Source organism: Candidatus Aramenus sp. CH1, from assembly GCA_022678445.1.
Taxonomy (GTDB): domain Archaea; phylum Thermoproteota; class Thermoprotei_A; order Sulfolobales; family Sulfolobaceae; genus Aramenus.
This window is the reverse complement of the sequence record JALBWU010000002.1, coordinates 154,541-173,188: the sequence shown is the minus strand read 5'-3', so window position 1 is coordinate 173,188 and position 18,648 is coordinate 154,541. Positions and strand designations below refer to the sequence as shown.

Below are 18,648 nucleotides of genomic sequence, written 5' to 3'. Positions count from 1 at the left end.
TTTTCCCTCCCTTCCACCTCTCTCAAGTGCTACCGTATATTATAATATTTTCCACAGTGAGCATCGACGGCAGGCTCGCCACAAGGACTGGGTACAGCGAGTTGAGTTGTCCCTTCGACAAGCAGAGGCAACACCAGTTGAGGGCAGAAGCAGACGCCATCGTGGTTGGGGGGAACACGGTGAGGGTCGACAATCCCTCCTTGACTGTAAAGTACGCCAAGAAGGAAAAAGACCCAATAAGAGTAGTGGTGAGCGAGTCATTGAACCTAGACCCATCATACAAGGTCTTCTCCACTCCACCTAGGACAGTCGTATACACTAAGTCCGACAAGTCCCAAGAGGAGTTCGTGAAGAGGGGAGTTGAGGTTAGGCGGTTCTCCCAGCTCAAGGACGTGTTTGAGGACCTCTATGCACTTGGAGCAAGGAAGGTCATGGTGGAGGGGGGAGGTAAACTCATATGGAGCCTCGTTAAGGAGGGGCTTTACCACGAGATTAGGGTGACGGTCTCCCCAAGGGTCTTTGGAAACGGCGTAAGCCTTGCACAAGGGGAGGGGTTCAACGGGGAAGAAGCCCCAAGGCTAAAACTAGTCGACTTTAAGCTTTGCGAGTGCAAGAACGAGATCCACTTGGTGTACAGGAGAGCCTAGTCCTTCACTACTAGCACTGACCTCCTCGAGCTCTCCATTACTTTTGATGACACGCTCTCCACGAAGAGCTTCTTTATTCCCTTGATCCCCCTGTTCCCTACTACTATTAAGTCGGCGTTCTCTTCCTCGGCTACCTTGGACAAGGCGAGCGTAGGGCTACCCCTGATTACCTTGTACTCTACTTTAACTCCGCGAGTCCTGCCAAGCAACTCCACTTCCTCCTTATGCCTTATTATCTTCTCCTTGGTCTTAACGTCTTCTTTCACGTACGTCTCTGGGGAGTCCAAAGGATGTGGGACAGCCTCCACTACGGTCACCTTCGCTCCAAAATACTTGGCCAACGCCAACGCAGTCTCGAGGGCCTTGTGGGCCTGCTTAGATCCATCGTATCCCACCAATATCCTCCTGTACAAGAATTGTCACTAATATTGTCTCTCTTTATGGAAATTTAAATATTTCTGTCTCTTTTCTAAAATTATGTACAAAAGAAGATGTTCAAAAATAAAAAATTTCTTTCATAAACGCCGAAAGTTGACGAAGTCCTTGTCGCTTCCTCTGTGGACTTTTCCTTTCATCCCCTTCCAAAAAGCTTATAACTTGTGTCATAACCTCGCAGGAAGCGAGCTGGTGGTAAGTCGTCCTTGTTCTCCGCAGTCTCCTTGCCGAAGACTTCCCCTGGCAAGTAACGTAATTTACCGCCTCCTTGGGGAACCCTGCCCTCCTCATGACCTCTACTAGCTTGAAGGAAGATAACACAGCGTCAGAAGAGGGCTTTGAGCACAACGGTGTTACCCGTGATGACTACGCCCAGGATCATGGAAGTGGTTATGGCTAAGGGGAAGTTTAACTGCGAGATTGCTGTCCATACACCGTAGGGCCTCATGACGTTGTAGGCCATTTCCCACTTGTACATCTTGGACTCCATAGACCTCACATATCCTCTATTCTCCTCGGCAGGTAGGCATAGTAGTAGAAGTAGTATATGTCCTCGGCCACCTCCGCCACGCTATTCAGCCTGTTCTTCCCGTTTCCCAGGTAATGAGAACGGTTAGCTCGAACTTTTGCCTTCTCATGAGCTCCGCTACCCTACACGCCAGCTCCACCATCTCCTGCCACTCCGTGTTCCCCCAAGGCTTGAAACTATCCTTGGCTACCCCTATTATACTCCTTATTTCCCCTGTTCCCGCCCTCTGAACTTCCCCACCAAGGCTGTCACGTCGAAAGGAGACTTGACCTCAAACCTGTCGTTTACTTTAACCTCCTCCCCGCCAATCAAAAGGAGGTACTACTTCCCCAGCTGCTCCCTTACCCTCTCCAATGACCTCTCATACTCCCTGTTGGAAATCCTCCTTTCTGCCCCCTCCAAGTACCTCTGATGGTATTCCTAGTTTACGAAACCATGAATACAATTTATACTTTAGGAAGAAAAAAGATTGCCTTATTTGCTTAATCCCAGTTAAATATAGTGGTCTATGCAGATCTCAGGACACGCAATTTACCACAGGGGTTGAGCTACCGAACGCCTCGTTTATCACCTCTTGCAGGTACTGGGCCCCTTGGACGAGGGCGGTTATATTGTACATGTGGCTCATGACGTAGGATACGTTGTAGCCCTCAAGGGCCTTGGGGCTTATGAGGGGCGTCGTCAAAATGTATGTGCCGTTAGGTCCCGTGACTACTAGGGCGAAGTTTAGGTGTGGAGGAGAGACTATGTAAACAGAGGCGTTGTTGTAGCCCTGAACGGGCACTTGAGTCTCGTACTTTATTATGAGGCTTGAGATGTTGGGAGGTAACTGTTGTACCAGCTCCTGTTCCCCAACCTGCACAAGTTGGCTCTCAGGAATTGGGACGCCATTGGGGGTCGCGTTCAAGTACTCATTGTAAGTGTACACCACGTCAAACAGCAAGGAGGAGTTTGGCTTGAACCCCTCGAATATTATCCCTGGAACGTTTGGCGCAACCTTGTCGTAGGGGTCGGAGTAGTGGGTGTAATAGGTGACGTTGCCGTAATGGGAGATTATTATGAATATCGCCCAAGACGCTACAGCCCCCACGGGGCACCCAATCCACGACTGTTCAAATATCTCCACCTTCCCTAGAGGAGCATAGTCTTGGTTGCTCACCTTGACGAACTTCCCGAAGGGGATTTCAGTTTTGCCCATAAGGGTCTGGTTGATCCTAGGGGAGTTGGCGCGGGACTGAATAAGGTAAAGCCCCACTCCTAACACTACTATTAATACTATAACCAGTGCAATTATCGTTTTATTCATTACATTCATACAGAAAAAAGATTTAAAAGGTTTTTCCTAAACAGAGGCGTACCACGTTAGCTGTTCGGTGTTCATGGTGAACCTAACGAAGGGCATCGCAAGGTAAAGGTAGGCTAAGTTATGTGCGGAGGTCCCGTACTCTATCGCTATCTCTCCTACTATTGAAGGGGCATCGTAGTAGGCTGCAGCGTCCTGTAAGGCCTTGTCCTCGTTTACCATGTAGCTATAGATGGAGGACTTAACCACGCTTTGAGACGTGGAGTTGAGCTGCTTTAGGAAGTAGTAGCTGAAGTTCAGCGCCAGCTGGGAGTAGTAATTAGAGAAGAAGCCGTAGTCATAAACCACGTTGGGGTCCTTCAACACGTCGTTAAGCAAAGTGACGTTACCGTAGTTGGAACCAGTAACTGCGTCGTAGTACTCTGCTGCGTACACGTCAGTAACGTACTCGTTGTAAAGACCTTGGTAAAGACCATAGGGAGTTATGGTTGGACCTACGTTTATCGACAGGCTAAGGGATGCCCACGCTTCTGCCAAGATTTCCTCTGACAAGTTGCCAGAGCCAAACAAGTAATCGGCCTCGGCCGCAGTCTCTATCTTCCACAAATCCATTGAGGAAATGGCAGAGCCAACTGCCCTCTGTACCTCCATCGACAGGTTGTAGTTGTTGTTGTATAGTACTTGTATCGCTGACACTGCGGGGTTTGGGAGGAAATAAAAGGCGGTGTAATTGCCCTCGTTTGCCAAACTCTCTGCCTGAGCCCAGTACTTCTTCGCCATTTCCTTGGCAGTCTGGTTAGCACTCTCGTTCAATAGAGTGTGGTATATCGCGGACAAGTACTGATATCCCACAGAGGCGTTGTACTGGAGGTCCATGTAGCCCACTGGTTGGGACAGGGAATAGGAGGTCTCCAGCTGGTACATCTGCGGTATCGACTCGGCTGTGAGAAGGGTTATGTTGTGCTCCTTAGCGAAATGCTCCGCCATCTGGAAGTTCTGCCCCTCCGCTAACGCCATCATCTGGGGGACAACTAGGTAGTATATACCCCCTTGGTAGAGCTGGACTATCCTCTGGTACACCACCCCGGTCGAGTACATATAACCCTCTAGTCCGACGTCTCCTAGGAAGTACATGGACTTGTTGAGGTTAGCTACTTGTCCCAACATTGATGCCAAGTACATCACCGTGGCAGAGTCGGTTTTCACGGCTCCCCCTACGTTTATGGTAGAAGGCGCGGTTATGTACAAGTAGTAGTCGTACTGGGTTAACGGTTGATAGGCTAGCATTGACGCCACAACGGCTGCCCCTTTAGCCCCAGCCAAGTAGCCGTTTCCTGTGTAGTAGAGCCCGCCTATGAATACCCTACCGTTACCTTGAGTGACATAGGCGTATTGCCCCGCTATTGTGTGGGCTGGAAACACAGGGTTGATTAAGTAGTCCTCTGTGTTACCCACTCCAGCTGGAGGAAAGAAGTCGCTAGAGGAGACTTGCTTCACGTAGGTAACATTTTCTACTGTAGTTGTCGCAGAGTTCTTACTAGGAGAAGCATATTTCCCAGCTAAAAATCCCGAAATACCTGCAATTATTATCAAAATTATCATTACTATTATAAAGATACTTTTACTATACTTCATATTAAAAAAGCTAAATTCACTTTTAAAATTTTTTTCCCCAAATCATTTCATAGATTGAAATTAACTAGCTTGAGTAACCCTCTTTACCATTCTGCACTTCTGCAGTAGCTTTATTTTGTTTACTCCTTTGGGTATTACGACTTCGTCTACCCCAACAATCTCCTTTATTTTTTCTAGGTCGCTGTCGTCTATCCCAACAAATACTAGCTTTTTTACGTTCCTGAATGCTACTGGTTTATCAAGGCCCCTTATCTCGTCCTTGGTTATCTCTATCTCGTCCACGTCAGAGACCGTCACTATTTCTGCAGTCTCCTTGAATCCCTCAACCAGGCTCTTGCCGCTCTCTACAGCAGTTATGGCGACCTTTTTAGCCGTATCTGTGACCCCTAAGAAAATCTTGTATGCTTGATTGGTGAGCTCTCCGACGGTCTTCCCTGTCCTCTTGGCCAACTCGTTCAGCCTGTTGTAGAGTTCTTGATCTACTCCCCTGATTGTGACTGTCTTCTTCTCTTCCTCTTTCTTGTTTTCGTTGCTGTCTTGACTCATATGTAAAACTTGTAAAACTAGAATAAAAAGATTTCCACAGAAATGGGCTGTAGGTGAGATTGTGGATTCCTTCCACAGACGAGGAAAGGCCCAAGAGAGATACTACGTCTTTGTCAGAGTAGAAGTTACGACTAACTACGCTGGGTAATCAATACAGGGAAGAAAACTCTAAAAGACGAGATTGACGCATCTTGGGTATGGTACCCCTTTACGTCTTAATACTCATAGGCGTGGCTGTTGGTGCCCTTACTGGGATAACTGGTTCAAGCGGCGTGCTAATTGTTGTCCCAGCGTTGTCATACCTCGGTTTAAGCTTTAAGGAGGCCGTTGGTTCCAGCCTCCTCGTGGACGTCATAACCACTCTGTCGGTCATTTTCGTGTACTTTAAACACGAAAACGTTGACGTGAAGCTCTCTGCCCTCTTGGGAGCGGGGGCAGTAGTGGGGGCACAACTGGGCTCCGAGATAGCCTTCGTAGTGCCGGAGAGAGCACTGGAGGGGGCATTTACTGTCTTCACTTCTGTCATGGCATACATGTCCTTTAGAAGGTCCAGAAACCCTAGACTAAACTTGAACAAACTGGACTTGGGAAGGCTTGCTTACGCTGTAGCGCCTGTACTGGCAGTCCTGGTGGGCATAGTCACTGGGACGCTTGGAGCTAGCGGTGGGATAATGTTCATAGCTGTGATGATGCTCCTCTTCTCTATTGACGTCAAAAAGATGATAGGCACGGCGACCTTAGCCATGCTCCTCTCAGCGTTAAGCGGGACTATTGCCTACGCCCTCTCGGGGAGGGTGAACTTGTACGCGTCTGTCGTAATAGGGGTTGTGGCACTGGCTTCCGGGTACTATTTCGCCAAGTTCGCCAACAGGGCAAAGCCCTCCCTAATCTACGCATTCCTAGGGAGCGTCTTCGTACTAACGTCGATCAGTGAACTGGTCAAGGTGATCTAGCTGACCTACTCCCCGCCCTAAAGGGCGAGGTTTGTCTTCTTATTTATCAGGAGTGCAGGGACTCCTCACCCGTAGGTAAAGCGCGGCTTCATCACGTTAAACAAAAAACTAATTCATTCTAAAGAGTCAATGAAAACTCATGGCGTCAACTCATGAGATCTACTCCTACCTTGTCTAGGCTATCCAGCCAATCTAAGAATTTCTTGGCGTTCTCCTTGAGGAAGACAGAGCCGTGCTGCGGAGCTATGACGTCAATGTCGAGCTTTTTCGCCTTCTTTAGCCATATCTCCAGCGCTCTCCTAGTAGCTAAGTAGCGTCTGTGGAAGGGCTCCATGAGCTTCTTGTGCTCCTCGAAGTCCTCAACTATCAAGTACCACTTCCCCGGAGGGAAGGCCGCGGCTCCTACATCTCCAGAGAAGTAGATCCTAGCTTTCTTGTCGTAATAGTGGAAGTTCCCTGGAGAGTGGAGGAAGTGGGCAGGAACAGCTGTAACGCTGAAACCGTCAGTTATTGGAATCTCCATCCCCTCGTCCGGTATATCCGTGACGTTTATCTTGTCAGTCCCTAAGTGGGGGAGGAACCTCTCCCAGAGGGCCGAGACGTAAATCCTGGCATTAGGGGTTACGTCTAACCAAAGGTTAAGCGACCCGATGACGTCTGGGTCTTGGTGAGAGTAGAGGATGGCCACAACGTTCTCCGGCTTGACGAACTCTTTTGCGTTCTCATAAACTCTTTCGAAAACGAAATACCCGCCAGGATCCAGGAGAACGCCCTTGTCCCCATCTACTATCAAGTACTGGTTTGTTAGGATGCCTTTCTCGTACTCCGACTCGTCAAGGCCTAACCAAACGAACTTGTGGTCTCCTTCCTCGTATAATACGTAAGGACGGTGCACCTTGGTCATTTTATCACCTCTAAAACTTGCGGCGACAGGGCAACGTATACGTTAACCTTGAACTCGCCCGAGAGCCTGTTGAGGAACTCCTCGTCGAAGTGTTCGTTCTCGTGAATCATTACGTAGACTCCCTTAAGCTCTCCTTGTATGAATAGCACTCTAAAAGTTGCTTCTCCTGTCCCTGACACATATATGACAGGGTACTTAGAGTACTGGGAGATCACGGACTCAAGGTAACTTATAAGTCCCCCTTCCTTTATTGAGATAACCTCCGTGTTAGCTAGCTTGGACTTCATAATTATCTTGGAGATGTTAGATATCTTGCCCAGTTTCTGGGAGTAATCCTCTGCAGTGGACCTTATCTCTGCTCTCGATAACTCATTCTCTAGCCCCTTCTTTATCTCCTCTAAGATCTTGGAAAGGCCCTTCCTCACTATCCACGCTTTTTCCCCGTCATACGAAATGAGGATTTCGAGTTTGTCATTGTCCTTTTCCACGAAGAAGATCTTAATCTGGTTCCCCTTCTGGTCGACCAGCTTGTATTCCACCATTTTTTCCCCTACTACACTGTAAGAAATGTCAAACGTGGACTCGAAAGAGAAGAATAATAATCTAGTAAACTTGAGCTCTACTCTCTTATTCCCTTCGACCTTTACTACGTTAGGAATTACTGATATGACGTTGCCGACGTCGCTTAACCACTGGAACGCCGGGTATAAGTTCTTTGAGCCTAAGACAGTCGACACAATCATTAATAATTATTATCGTGTTAATTTCTATTTATCAATTGCATATAAAGATATCCCGTCGAGAACTTTAACACAGTTTAGTTATGGCCCATATGGTACTTAGGACGCTGTTGCAGACTACGCTGAGGAACTCAATCCCTGGAATGTGGTATAACACGAGGTATTTCTTCGACTCAAACAGCCTCATGACAGAAAAATATTAAGCTTCACCTTTAAATACTGAGTAAGGTTTTTATGTTTTTCATTAAAATTATGGTTAAAATGATGCGCGAGAAAACCCATAAGAATGGACATATCAAGGTTTTAGTACAGTTGTAGAGGCCAGAGAACGTAAGAACAAGACATCCATTAAAGAGGTGGGGAGGGGAATAACGTATTAGGAGTTATGATGTTAGCTCCATAAGGCGTCAAGGCAGTTTACTCTTAAAAGGTTAAAAAATCCTGGAATAAACCCTCGTCAAGCCCTTTAACGTTCCCTTATCCCCTTCATAGCCTTGTAGATCTCCACTGGTGTGACGGGAGTCTTGGTGAATCTGGCCTTCACCGCGTCCTCCAGTGCCCTGACTATGGTGGCGGGGCCAACTATCAGTGCAGCTTCCCCTACTCCCTTTGTCCCCGTGGGGTAAGTGGAGGCATGGTACTTCTCGGCGAACACGGAGGTGAACTTTGGTGCCTCCACGGCAGTTGGCACGTAGTAGTCGGCGTAGGTTATTGAAAGCCCACCGTTCTCGTTCAGTACCGCCATCTCGTACAACGCCTGCCCTACAGCCTGCGTACCTCCTCCGTGTATCTGTCCCTCAGCTAACGCAGGGTTCACGACTTTCCCTATGTCGTCGTATGCCCTGTACTCCAAGACTTTGGCTATTCCCTCGTCGCTTACCTCCACTACAGCTACGTGGACGCCGTAGGGGAAGGTCACGTCGTTCTCGTAGTACACCTTTTCCGTCAAGTTCTCCTTGCTCCTCAACGCTAGTTGCACTGCCTCCTCCCAGCTCAATTTCCTGCCGTCCCTGAGCCTAAACCCGCCATCTTCGTGAACAACCTCTTGCACGTCCACTCCCATCTGCTTTGCCACTCCCCTCCTTATCCTCTCCAGGATCACCTGCGACGCCTTTAGCGCTGCTGAACCGCCAATCGTGACAGACCTAGAGCCATAAGTGCCGAAGCTCCCTTCAACCACTACCGTGTCTCCCCATATCACCCTCACCTTTTCTATGGGTATCTGGAACGCGTCAGCCACTATTTGCGCCAAAGCCGTCTCCGTTCCCTGTCCGTGTGGGGTTATGCCGGTGATGACAGTGACCTCTCCCTTCTCGTTGATCTTTACGTCAGCGAACTCCCATGGACCGAAACTGCATATCTCAAGGTAGAACGCCATTCCGACCCCTACTTTCCTTCCCTTTTTCCTCTCGTCCTCGGCCCACTTCTTCAGCTCGAAGTAACCTAGTCTCTCTAATCCCTCCTTTAACAACCCCTTGTAGTCTCCAGTATCGTACTTCAACCCAAATGGGTTCATGTAGGGCAGCTGGTCGATGAGGTTCCTCTCCCTCACGGTAACGTCGTCTAGGCCCAGCTCGTCAGCCACGTAGCTCATTATCCTCTCTATGATATAGGTCGCCTCTGGCCTGCTTGCCCCCCTGTACATGGTAATGGGTGGAGTGTTAGTGTACACTGCCACGCTCTCTATCTCTACGTCCCTCACCTTGTACGGCCCTGGGACCATCATGGGTATTATCATTGGCTGGAGCCCTGCAGTTATGGTGAGGTAAGCCCCCAGATCGAGAAGTAGCTTGCCCTTAATGCCGAGCACTGTACCGTCCTTCTTGATCGCCACTTGTCCCCTGAACACGTTGCTCCTCGCCTCGCTGGCGATCATCTCCTCGCTCCTCGTGGCAGTCCACCTCACTGGCCTCCTCAGGAGGATTGAGGAGGCAATGACAGAGAGGTCCTCGGGGATTATGTGGACCTTACTTCCAAAGGCACCTCCCACGTCGGGCATTATCACCCTTATCTTGTTCTCAGGGACGCCAAAGACCTTGGAGAACTCGCTTCTGGCGAAGTGAGGCACTTGGGTAGAATACCACACCGTAAGCGTCGTGCCGTCGTAGTTGGCTAAGATCCCCCTTGGTTCCATTGGGTTGGGAATTAGCCTGTCGTTTATCGCCTCCACGTCTATGACCTTGTCGGCCTTACTGAACGCTCTCTCCACGTCCCCCGCCTTAAAGGGTATCCTGTAACCAACGTTGCTCTTCAGCTCCTCGTGGATTATTACCTCATCCTTCTCTGCTTCCTCCATCTTGAGGACTGGCTTTAACGGCTCGTAGTCTACCACTACCTTGTCTATTGCATCCCTTACCGCGTACTTGTCCTCCCCTACTACTACGGCTACTGGCTCGCCCACGTACTTGACCTTGTTGTCCTCTGGGAACGCCTTCCTCTCCTTGAACCTAAAGGCGCTGGGGTTCAAGTATGGCGTAAGGATACCAACTCCTGCCTTCAATAGGGGGTTTATCTCCCTCGACGTGAACACCGCGACTATTCCAGGGACTTTCAGCGCGTCTGTTGCGTCTACCCTCTTCACCCTGGCATGCGGGTAGGGACTCCTGACAAAGCCAGCGTAGAGCGCCGGCACCCTCACGTCGTCGACGTATGTGCTCCTGCCTGTGACGAACTTGTCGTCGTACATCCTCTTTACGGGCTTACCTACGTAGCTCATCCTCACATCCTCCTAGAGGCGTCCTGTATTGCCTTAACTATGTTCTGATAACCAGTACACCTGCATATGTTGCCGTGTATCCCGTCCCTTATCTCCTCTTCCGTGGGATTCGGGTTCTCCTTCAGTAGGGCGTAGCTCTGTACTATCATCCCGGGAGTGCAGAAACCACACTGGAGGGCGAAGTTGTCCTCGAAAGCCTTTTGTATGGGATGTAACTTGGAGTCCACGCTTAACCCCTCTATCGTAGTGACCTCACCTCCATCAGCTTGCACTGCCAGAACAGTGCACGACTTCACGGACTTTCCATTCAAGAGGACGGTACATGCCCCACACGTTGTCGTATCACAACCCACTTTAGTGCCAGTCAAGTTGAGCTCGTCCCTCAGGAAGTCCACAAGCAACATCCTCGGGCTTACGTACTTCTCGTACCACACGCCGTTTACCCTTATCCTTACCTTGACCTTCTCCCCCTTATTGACCACCAACACCTGCTTTCACCTCCATTAAGGCCTTCTCGACCATGAGCTTCACTACCTCCCTCCTGTACCATGGGCCACCCCTGTGATCTGAGGGAGGGTTGATCTGAGAGGATACCTTTTCCGCTACCTCCTTTGCCAGACTCTCGTCGAGCTTCTTGCCAATCACCATCTTCTCCACCTCAAACGCCCTAAAAGGCCTGTCGTGCACGCCTCCAAGGGAAAGCCTCATGTCCTCCACTTCCCCTCCCCTCAGCTTTACCGCCAACGCCATTGAAGCCAACGCGTAGTCCCCTGCCCTTCTGACAACCTTCCTGTACTTGACAACGTAGCCGTCTAGGGCTGGCACCGAGATCTCTGTCACCAGTTCATCGCTCCTCAACGACGTGGTGAAGGGACCCTGGAAGAACTCCGTCGCCTTGACCACCCTGTTACCTCCCTTTGAGGACAACGTGAATTCCGCCTCCAAGGCTGTTAACGCCACTGGAGCGTCGGAGGCGGGGTCAGCCTGGGACACGGAGCCCCCTAGGGTCCCCACGTTTCTCACTTGGAAGTCCCCAACTGTCTTCACGGCTTGGTAAAGGAGGGGTGCCAATACCTTTACTTGGTCGCTCTTCAACAACTCGTTGTAAGTTGTTAGAGCCCCTATCCTTAACCCTTCCACCACGCTCCTCACGTACTTCAGCTCGTTGAGCCTACCTATGTCCACTACGTAGTCTGGCTGTATTACCCTGAGCTTCAGCATTGGAAGAAGGCTCTGTCCTCCCGCCAACGGCCTCGAGTTTTCGTGGCTAGAGAGAAAGTCGAGGGCTTCACTTAAGTTGTCCGCCCTCACATACGTAAATTCCGGCGGGTACATATATAGTAATTGCGAAGTATCGATTTAAGCCGATAAAGAGAAATGTTTTAGATAAAAGCGGAGTTTCTATTTAAATTTTCAAGAAATTTTCGAAAATTTCTTGCAACATGAAATTGAGATGCCTAGTTTACTTTACGATTTACAGAGTAACCTTTTTTATGTAATAAAAGATATTATGTTTATTTATAAATATTTATAATCAGCTATAATTGTTAGGAGGTACGTGGAGACTCTGAGATACGTTACTTTGACCGTGAAGGTAAACTAGATGATCACGGTTGGTAATCGTGAAGGCGTTGATCTACAACAACGTTAAACAACGAGCTCCCAAATCGAGGCTTTGACAAGACGAGGTTCTAGTCTCGGAAAACTATCGTGAAATAGGTGGACTCGATTGGCTCTTCAGCTTTGAAACAAGGTTTATTTTTTGAAAATCCTACTCTCACTTTATGATCGACGTCATTTTTCTTAACAAACTCACAAAGTCCTCCTTGAAGGGAGATGTTAAAGCTTTTCGGGACTTACTTGACGCTCTGAGACCTTACCTAGGTATCCCGCAAGTGAAGCCCGCCCTTTACTCTGTAGTATATCAAATAGCCATGAACTCCTTGATAGACGTGAGTGAGTACTGCAGGAAGTGCGGCGGGAAGTGCTGCAGGTCGGGGAACCCAGTCCCTGTCTTCCCTTTTGACTACGAGGAGATGAAACTTAGGATGCCAAAGCTGGAACTGAAGAAGCAGGGCGAGTTTTACCTTCTGCCTAGACCTTGCCCTTACCAAGACGGTTGGAAGTGCAAGATACACAACTTCAAGCCCTATGCCTGCCTCTCCTTTCCCTTCTCTACGGAAGACGAGCAAAAGGAGGTAATTGACAACTACGCTGGAGGCATACCTTCGTTCATGGTCCCCGACTACTGTATCGCAGGTAAGAAGGTAAAAGAGGTAGTGGACGAGGTAACGAGGGAAATGGAAAGAGGTCTGGGCAGGGCACCTTCTCCCCTCGAACTTCTGGAGGAACTGGTAAAGAGGTTCGGCGGAGAGAAAAGAAAATAAACGAGGGTTTCCCATAGGGTAACTGACGTGTTCATCACAGCTGACGAGGGCACCTTTTACTCGTATTCCTCACTTCCAAGGAGGCTAATTCCACCTTTTTACAGAAAGAACAAGTACCCGCCCTACGGAGTTAGGAAGATAGAGACAATAGCAGGAGCTAAAGTGGTTAGACCAGAGTCCCTAGAGAATCTCCCTGGCGGAGTCCTAGGGGTATACGTCAACGACCCGCTTGGGATGACAGAGGTCTCCAGGGGGCTTCAGGAGGTCTTCGGAGATCCTCCATTCCACGTTGAGGCTTTCCGGATGTTTTCAGAGAGGCTAAGGGTGTTGAGAAGGAAGTTTAAGGTTATAGTTGGGGGACCAGGGAGCTGGGAACTGGCGTTAGACCCTCCAGACTGGGTGGACACGGTATTCGTGGGAGAGGCTGAGGAGACCCTTCCAAAGCTATTACGTCAAGGGGAGTTCCCCAAAGTAGTCTACGGAGAGAAGGCGAAGAGGTTCTTTCCAATAAAGTCGCCCTCTTCCCTATCGGAGGTAGAGGTAATAAGAGGCGAGAGAAGGGTACCAATGAACGTGGTGAAGGAAGAGCTGAGGGTTCAGTCCAGAAGGGGGAGGGTGAACTTGATCTCCAACGACCTCTTCTCTTACGGCGAGGGACTCGAAGTCCTCCTGAGGACTGCAAAGGAGTACGGAGAGGTCTACTTCTCCCACATAACCCAGGAGTCCTCAGCTAATGTGGACCTCCAGGCGGTAAGGAAGATCCTGGGGCTAAACGAACGAAACTGGAGGTCTCCAGCGCTCCTTAGCAAGCGGAGCTCGTGCAGGGTAGAAGAGATTGAGAGAGAAGTACTTAAGGAGCTCAACGAGAACTTCATCTACCCTACCATATACGTAGAGGAAGAGAAGGTGACTGAGTACATTGGCTTTAAGTCTATTTTGATCCCTTTGCCCAGTACCCCTAAGTACTACGAAGTGCTCTACCAGTGCTGGCTCCATAACAGGGGGTTACTCCGATTTAAGTTTGCAAGGGTCGCCGGCTACGTCTTAAGGAAGAACGCGGAGACCAAGGGAGAGTACTTAAAGAGGCTAAACCTCAGGAGGAACTTCTTCAAGTTCCTTCTCCTGCTTGTTCGCTCTTACTTTAGCCTGTAACCGCAGTTTGGACAGAACTTGAAGTACTCCTTAACCTCCTGACCGCAGTTGGGACAACGGGGAGAGTTTGCCTGAACATTACTTGGCTGAACACCATAAGAGTATATGGTGTTAATTACTTGTTGTATTATCGCCTCCTCCTGTTGGTAACTTCCCAACACGCTTGCCACGTCAACCCCTGCAAAGGCCCCAGATATTAACGCTACCAGCTTGTCGTGCAGAAGTAGGTCGGAAATAGTCCCTATTGCGGAAGATACTCCTGCCTCCTCTAACAGCACCCTCCCGTTAGTTATCCCAGCCTCAACTAGGACGACGCCACCGCTTTGACATACCTTCACTGTGTAGTAGTGCCCCCTCACCCCAAAAGCGTGGATCTGCAGGACTAACACGTTAGGACTGTAGATTGTGTACACTGTAAAACCCTGGGATCTAAAGAGCACCTTAAGGTCCTTGCTCAACGCTTTCATGTCTAGCTGGTGGCCTACCCTCAGTTGGACTATTTTTGAGCCCAAACCAACTGGCCTACAGACGGCGTTGTAGAGGTAAGGGTTTGACATTATGTTTTATAGTACCAGCGAAGGTTTAAATACGAAGGGTTTGAAATCGGAGCCAAACGTAAAAGCCCAGATACTTTACGATACCCTGCATAGCATTCAGGCCACCACCTTCTGTCTATGCGTCGATTAAAAGGTCAAACTAACGTCTCGCTCAGATTTAACAAGGTTTCACGTTTCTCGCCTTGGACTGTTTAGTGATATGCCTTTATCCACAGCATGTATCTCTTTCCCATGGAAAGAAAAGTAGTCAAGATCGAGAGGAAAATGGGAAGGTGCAACTACTCCCCTTCATGGGGACAGTGAGGTGGAAGGGGAGTGAAACTCTCTAAATTCAACGTTTTTCTTTACGATTATAACGTGGTCTTCAACACTTTAACCGGTTACGCCATCAGGGTGTCTAAGGAGGAAATGGTCGCCCTTAGGAGGGGAGAGATACCGCCAAACCTCCGCGAGGTAGTGGAGGAGGGCTTTAGCGACGGCGACTTTGACCCAGAAAAGCTAGTGAAGAAGGACGTCCTAGAGCCCACGTTAGTATTGACTTACGACTGCAACTTCGACTGCGTCTACTGCTTCCAGAAGGCTTTCAGGAGGAAAGGCGGAGTGAGGGACGAGGTGGTGAGGGGATTCGTAAACTACGTGAGGAAGAACGCAAAGAGCAGGGTAAGGGTCACATACTTCGGCGGAGAGCCCCTCCTAGAGATGAGGAGGATAGAGGAGATCTCCAAGCAGTTGTCAGACCTGAACTACTCCTTTAGCGTCGTGACCAATGGCTCCCTCCTGACGCCCTGGGTACTGGACAAGTTGAACTCCCTAGGTCTATCCCACGTGCAAATAACCCTAGACGGCCCTAGAGAAGTACACGACAAGAGGAGGTATTTCGTCGGAGGGAAGGGCTCGTTCGACGTCATAGTCAAGAACTTAGCCTACGCCCAAGACCACACCAACGTGGTACTTAGGGTGAACGTGGACTACAGGAACGTCGAGGAGGTAAGGGACCTCTTCGCCCACCTCAAGAAACAGGGCATTACCAAGGTAAGGGTTGACCCCCACATAGTACACGAGAACGTCTTCAGGAACGAGTACTGGGAGAACGTCATGCCCAAGGAAGAGGAGGGGAAGGTGCTCTCTCGGGTTTGGGAGATAGCCAAGGAGGAGGGCTTTGAGATACCGCAAGAGGTGTTTAGGCTGGGGATATGCGTAGCCCACGTAGACGAGGACATAGTAGTGGATCCTGAGGGCCTTGTCTACCCCTGCTGGGCCTTCACTGGGAACCCCCTTTACGTTAAGGGTAAGCTGAGGGAGGACGGCACTGTGGAGTTCAACGGAAAGTTCACGGGCAGAGAGGCCAGGAACGTGTGGAGGGGGAAGTGTGACAACTGCGAGTTCCTACCAATGTGCGTGGGTGGCTGTAGGTTCTTCTCGGTCTTGGAAAGCAAGGGGTTCTATGGGATAGACTGCAGGAGGAAGAGCTACGAGGAGGTAGTGAAGCTAATAAGGCACTTCGTGTAGCTCAGTAGTCCAAGGCCAGCGAGTTTGCCCTCGACATCACGTTGTTAAACACAGTGATTATTGCCCTCTCCCACAAGACGCTTAAGGTGCAGTTCCCCTTTACCTTAAACCCTATTTCGCTTGCCACCCTCTTTAGGCCGTAGTAGCAGAGGGCCCTCACTGGACAGCTACCACACGAAAAACGCGAAGAGCCTGAATCCATGAAGATCAAGTACTTACCGGTAACGTACATCATGCTCTTGTCTACCTTGAGGGAGCCGTCCTCCACTAGGAAGGGTATGACTGCCTTGAAGTTGATGGCGTTCTCGAAAATCAGTCCCAACTCCTTAAGGCGTTCCAGGATGTAATAATAGTAGCTCTTGCTCATGTTTAGCTTCTCCTTGGTGAACCTCAGCACGTTCAAGTAGTTCTCCTGCGAGAACTTGTTGAACTCCTCCCTGGGTATAAGGGCCACCTTACTGACGTTCCTCACAGGTCTCTCTATCTCCACGACCTTGTAATCGCACATAAGATCTATTTCCCTTCGTAGAAAATAACTCTTAAGCGTTGGACTGGAGGGCGATAAAAATCAAGAGAGTCTGTTACACTCAACGAAGCCTTGATAGAACTCAGGGTCATTTAGCTTCTCGAGCACTTTCCTCCTCTTCTCTGGGGAGAGGGAGGGAATGTTCTCGCAGTAGAGCCTCCCTATTACCCTGAGGTGGTCCCTCAGCTTAAAGACGTCCTCTACTTCGAACTCTCCTATCCTCCTGCCCACAGCCTTCAAGAAGTCGTCCACGAACTCCACGTGCTTCAGTATAAGCTTAAGCAACAAGTCCTTCCTCCTCACCGCGAGGAAGTTCATGTTCCTTAGCATCTCCTTGGCAACGTTTTCGTTGTTCAAAGCTATCTGCATCACCCTTACCTCGTCCTCCTCGCTCACGTCCCTTGAGAAGTAGAAATCGAAGAACCTCGTGAAAAGGACTGAGAATCCGTTTCCCAGACCCCTAGCCACGTCCACGCTCTTTGAGGAGAGCTCCTCTGCAAGGGACTTCAAGTCCTCGTTAAGCGAAGGGAAGTTCCTGCCTAGGCTGTTGCCCAAGAGAAAGGAGAGGTCGCTGTCCTTTAGGCAGGAGGACATCACTGTCTGCAGTTCCTCGTCTGAGAGGTCGTTCAAGTCCAGCGACCTTATGAGTCCTAACGCGAACTCCCTGTAGTTGCTGAACTTCTCTATCACGACCTTCCTCAGCTCGAAGGGGAGGGAGTCAAAGACCTTCCCCACGCCAGCTCCCAGCCACCTATCGCTCTTCTGCAACAGCTTCCTCCTCTGGAAGTCGGTTAGCTGTAGTATCCTCTCCCCCAGTACTTCGTTGACCTCCCCAGAGAAGTTGTAGATATCGGAGAAGTAGGAGAAGTTGACAACCTTGAGGAACTCGTAGGCGAAGGAGGGGTTTGAGAGGAGGACGCCCACCTTTTCCCTCACCTCCTTCAACGCCTTGTGGAAGTTCTGGCCGAAATTCCTCCCCACTTCTCCGAGGTTCCTCTCGTCCTTGACCCTGTCTATTGCCCCCAATACCAGATCCTTTAACGAGGGATTAGACAAGTCCACCTTGGAGAGGACGAACACTGCACTGGTTCTAGAGGAAAGGAGCGCGTCTACCCTGTCGTGGCTTAAAGACGTGAGCCCCGCCATCCCCCTGGCTATCCCCTCGCATATTGGTGGATAGTCATCGCACTCGCTCGCAAACCTCTTAATCCACTCGGCGTCTAGCTTGTCCAGCGCCCTCCCGACGCCAGTGAAGAAGGATATCACGTTAGACTGTCTGTCCTCCCTCTCGCTGGACTTGAGCACAAAGTAGACGGCGTCCTTGACCTCTTCGTCGTAACTGTAGAACTTTTCCCCCAGTCTCTCCCAGTCCATAGTTCTAAACTCGAGGGAAAGGTAATAACGGTTTGGTCAACAAAGCGTTTATCCTACCCTTTCCTATAACTCCTATGATATTTGTAGGTACCTCCGGCTGGACGTACGACTGGAACGAGGGCAACAGCTTGGACTGGTACGTTAAGAACTCTGGGCTAAACGCGGTGGAGCTGAACATGAGCTTTTACCGCTTCCCCTTCAAGAACCAGGTTAAGGGATGGAGCAAGTACAACGTAAAGTGGGCAGTGAAGGTCCACAAGTACATCACTCACGTCAAGAGGCTGAGCGACACGCAACCTTGGGATAGGTTCTTCTCGCTGATGGAGGAGCTGAAGCCCGACTTTTACTTGTTCCAGATGCCACCCAGCTTCAAGATGACCGAGGAGAACGTGAAGAGGGTGGAGAAGTTCGCCTCCCTTCTTGGGGAAAGGATGGCAGTGGAGTTCAGACACGAGAGCTGGTTCCAAAACATGCCTCCCCTTGACTGCACGGTCGTGTCGATAGACTCCCCCATGGGGACTTACTTGTTTAACACCACAGGCAAGGTATACTTGAGGATGCACGGTAGGGAGGAGTGGTACAACTACCAGTACTCGAGGGAGGAACTAGTAGAGGTGGCAAAGAAAGTCGTTGAACTCAAGCCAAAGGACATCTACGTTTTCTTCAACAACGACCACTTCATGCTAGAGAACGCTAGGGAGATGGTGGAGATCTTACGCGGTATGTAAGAGGTCT

20 protein-coding genes are annotated in these 18,648 nt (G+C 49.8%); 7 read left to right on the top strand and 13 right to left on the bottom strand.

The features are described from left to right. The first annotated feature begins 26 nt into the window (after window positions 1–26). Window positions 27–647, top strand: a complete 621-nt coding sequence (locus MPF33_02540; GenBank protein ID MCI2414124.1) for a 2,5-diamino-6-(ribosylamino)-4(3H)-pyrimidinone 5'-phosphate reductase — start codon at window positions 27–29, stop codon at window positions 645–647. Here MPF33_02540 and MPF33_02535 read toward each other — a convergent pair. Together MPF33_02535 and MPF33_02530 are read right to left on the bottom strand one after the other, a co-directional pair. Further along, complete coding sequence (locus MPF33_02535) at window positions 644–1,060, bottom strand: universal stress protein (protein MCI2414123.1); 417 nt, start codon at window positions 1,058–1,060, stop codon at window positions 644–646. The genes MPF33_02540 and MPF33_02535 overlap by 4 nt on opposite strands. Window positions 1,061–1,407: 347 nt before the next feature. Then, window positions 1,408–1,572 (bottom strand): aldehyde dehydrogenase family protein, encoded by a 165-nt coding sequence (locus MPF33_02530; GenBank protein ID MCI2414122.1) that lies wholly within the window; start codon window positions 1,570–1,572, stop codon window positions 1,408–1,410. A 304-nt stretch (window positions 1,573–1,876) separates the two neighbouring features. On the opposite strand from MPF33_02530, the gene MPF33_02525 reads away from it, so the two are divergent. Then, window positions 1,877–2,023: a hypothetical protein gene (locus tag MPF33_02525; protein ID MCI2414121.1), complete on the top strand. Its 147-nt coding sequence runs from the start codon at window positions 1,877–1,879 to the stop codon at window positions 2,021–2,023. A gap of 105 nt (window positions 2,024–2,128) precedes the next feature. On the opposite strand, the gene MPF33_02520 is transcribed toward MPF33_02525, so the two are convergent. From MPF33_02520 to MPF33_02510, 3 genes are read right to left on the bottom strand one after another with little or no spacing between them, the layout of a single operon-like run. Continuing rightward, window positions 2,129–2,917 carry a DUF929 domain-containing protein gene (locus MPF33_02520; protein ID MCI2414120.1) on the bottom strand — a complete coding sequence of 263 codons (789 nt, stop codon included), beginning with the start codon at window positions 2,915–2,917 and terminating at the stop codon, window positions 2,129–2,131. 36 nt (window positions 2,918–2,953) lie between these two features. Next, complete coding sequence (locus MPF33_02515; protein ID MCI2414119.1) at window positions 2,954–4,549, bottom strand: serine protease; 1,596 nt, start codon at window positions 4,547–4,549, stop codon at window positions 2,954–2,956. A 60-nt stretch (window positions 4,550–4,609) separates the two neighbouring features. Next, on the bottom strand, window positions 4,610–5,095 hold the full coding sequence (locus MPF33_02510; protein MCI2414118.1) for a hypothetical protein: 486 nt from the start codon (window positions 5,093–5,095) through the stop codon (window positions 4,610–4,612). Between the two features lie 197 nt (window positions 5,096–5,292). Between MPF33_02510 and MPF33_02505 the strand changes: the two genes are divergently transcribed. Continuing rightward, entirely contained in the window at window positions 5,293–6,048 is a 756-nt protein-coding gene (locus tag MPF33_02505; GenBank protein MCI2414117.1) for a sulfite exporter TauE/SafE family protein, read from the top strand. A gap of 145 nt (window positions 6,049–6,193) precedes the next feature. On the opposite strand, the gene MPF33_02500 is transcribed toward MPF33_02505, so the two are convergent. The 5 genes from MPF33_02500 to MPF33_02480 all read right to left on the bottom strand — a co-directional run bounded on the left by MPF33_02500 (window position 6,194) and on the right by MPF33_02480 (window position 11,743). Next, on the bottom strand, window positions 6,194–6,952 hold the full coding sequence (locus tag MPF33_02500) for an FprA family A-type flavoprotein (protein ID MCI2414116.1): 759 nt from the start codon (window positions 6,950–6,952) through the stop codon (window positions 6,194–6,196). After that, window positions 6,949–7,689 carry a hypothetical protein gene (locus tag MPF33_02495; GenBank protein MCI2414115.1) on the bottom strand — a complete coding sequence of 247 codons (741 nt, stop codon included), beginning with the start codon at window positions 7,687–7,689 and terminating at the stop codon, window positions 6,949–6,951. The genes MPF33_02500 and MPF33_02495 overlap by 4 nt, the downstream gene beginning before the upstream one ends. A gap of 469 nt (window positions 7,690–8,158) precedes the next feature. Next, window positions 8,159–10,408, bottom strand: a complete 2,250-nt coding sequence (locus MPF33_02490) for a xanthine dehydrogenase family protein molybdopterin-binding subunit (GenBank protein ID MCI2414114.1) — start codon at window positions 10,406–10,408, stop codon at window positions 8,159–8,161. A gap of 2 nt (window positions 10,409–10,410) precedes the next feature. Further along, a complete protein-coding gene (locus MPF33_02485) occupies window positions 10,411–10,896 on the bottom strand; it encodes a (2Fe-2S)-binding protein (protein ID MCI2414113.1) in 486 nt (161 codons plus the stop codon). After that, window positions 10,880–11,743, bottom strand: coding sequence for a xanthine dehydrogenase family protein subunit M (locus MPF33_02480; GenBank protein MCI2414112.1), 864 nt, complete (start codon window positions 11,741–11,743; stop codon window positions 10,880–10,882). Before MPF33_02480 ends, MPF33_02485 begins: the two co-directional genes overlap by 17 nt. A gap of 449 nt (window positions 11,744–12,192) precedes the next feature. Between MPF33_02480 and MPF33_02475 the strand changes: the two genes are divergently transcribed. Next, window positions 12,193–12,795 carry a YkgJ family cysteine cluster protein gene (locus tag MPF33_02475; protein ID MCI2414111.1) on the top strand — a complete coding sequence of 201 codons (603 nt, stop codon included), beginning with the start codon at window positions 12,193–12,195 and terminating at the stop codon, window positions 12,793–12,795. A gap of 27 nt (window positions 12,796–12,822) precedes the next feature. Further along, on the top strand, window positions 12,823–13,947 hold the full coding sequence (locus MPF33_02470; protein ID MCI2414110.1) for a hypothetical protein: 1,125 nt from the start codon (window positions 12,823–12,825) through the stop codon (window positions 13,945–13,947). Here MPF33_02470 and MPF33_02465 read toward each other — a convergent pair. Then, complete coding sequence (locus tag MPF33_02465) at window positions 13,932–14,504, bottom strand: zinc-ribbon domain-containing protein (GenBank protein ID MCI2414109.1); 573 nt, start codon at window positions 14,502–14,504, stop codon at window positions 13,932–13,934. The two genes, MPF33_02470 and MPF33_02465, sit on opposite strands and share 16 nt — an antisense overlap. 315 nt (window positions 14,505–14,819) lie before the next feature. Between MPF33_02465 and MPF33_02460 the strand changes: the two genes are divergently transcribed. Next, window positions 14,820–16,013, top strand: a complete 1,194-nt coding sequence (locus MPF33_02460) for a radical SAM protein (GenBank protein ID MCI2414108.1) — start codon at window positions 14,820–14,822, stop codon at window positions 16,011–16,013. A 1-nt stretch (window position 16,014) separates the two neighbouring features. On the opposite strand, the gene MPF33_02455 is transcribed toward MPF33_02460, so the two are convergent. Further along, window positions 16,015–16,521 carry a hypothetical protein gene (locus MPF33_02455; GenBank protein ID MCI2414107.1) on the bottom strand — a complete coding sequence of 169 codons (507 nt, stop codon included), beginning with the start codon at window positions 16,519–16,521 and terminating at the stop codon, window positions 16,015–16,017. 60 nt (window positions 16,522–16,581) lie between these two features. Then, window positions 16,582–17,913: a hypothetical protein gene (locus MPF33_02450; protein ID MCI2414106.1), complete on the bottom strand. Its 1,332-nt coding sequence runs from the start codon at window positions 17,911–17,913 to the stop codon at window positions 16,582–16,584. 74 nt (window positions 17,914–17,987) lie between these two features. On the opposite strand from MPF33_02450, the gene MPF33_02445 reads away from it, so the two are divergent. Continuing rightward, window positions 17,988–18,641, top strand: a complete 654-nt coding sequence (locus MPF33_02445) for a DUF72 domain-containing protein (protein MCI2414105.1) — start codon at window positions 17,988–17,990, stop codon at window positions 18,639–18,641. Window positions 18,642–18,648: the final 7 nt, after the last annotated feature.

Excerpts from the sequence above, each read along its gene's own strand:
- MPF33_02450 (MCI2414106.1), bottom strand. The coding sequence starts at position 17,913 with ATGGACTGGGAGAGACTGGGGGAAAAGTTCTACAGTTACGACGAAGAG.
- MPF33_02500 (MCI2414116.1), bottom strand. The coding sequence starts at position 6,952 with ATGACCAAGGTGCACCGTCCTTACGTATTATACGAGGAAGGAGACCAC.
- MPF33_02455 (MCI2414107.1), bottom strand. The coding sequence starts at position 16,521 with ATGTGCGATTACAAGGTCGTGGAGATAGAGAGACCTGTGAGGAACGTC.
- MPF33_02520 (MCI2414120.1), bottom strand. The coding sequence starts at position 2,917 with ATGAATAAAACGATAATTGCACTGGTTATAGTATTAATAGTAGTGTTA.
- MPF33_02505 (MCI2414117.1), top strand. The coding sequence starts at position 5,293 with ATGGTACCCCTTTACGTCTTAATACTCATAGGCGTGGCTGTTGGTGCC.
- MPF33_02445 (MCI2414105.1), top strand. The coding sequence starts at position 17,988 with ATGATATTTGTAGGTACCTCCGGCTGGACGTACGACTGGAACGAGGGC.
- MPF33_02480 (MCI2414112.1), bottom strand. The coding sequence starts at position 11,743 with ATGTACCCGCCGGAATTTACGTATGTGAGGGCGGACAACTTAAGTGAA.
- MPF33_02475 (MCI2414111.1), top strand. The coding sequence starts at position 12,193 with ATGATCGACGTCATTTTTCTTAACAAACTCACAAAGTCCTCCTTGAAG.
- MPF33_02490 (MCI2414114.1), bottom strand. The coding sequence starts at position 10,408 with ATGAGCTACGTAGGTAAGCCCGTAAAGAGGATGTACGACGACAAGTTC.
- MPF33_02510 (MCI2414118.1), bottom strand. The coding sequence starts at position 5,095 with ATGAGTCAAGACAGCAACGAAAACAAGAAAGAGGAAGAGAAGAAGACA.
- MPF33_02465 (MCI2414109.1), bottom strand. The coding sequence starts at position 14,504 with ATGTCAAACCCTTACCTCTACAACGCCGTCTGTAGGCCAGTTGGTTTG.
- MPF33_02515 (MCI2414119.1), bottom strand. The coding sequence starts at position 4,549 with ATGAAGTATAGTAAAAGTATCTTTATAATAGTAATGATAATTTTGATA.
- MPF33_02530 (MCI2414122.1), bottom strand. The coding sequence starts at position 1,572 with ATGGAGTCCAAGATGTACAAGTGGGAAATGGCCTACAACGTCATGAGG.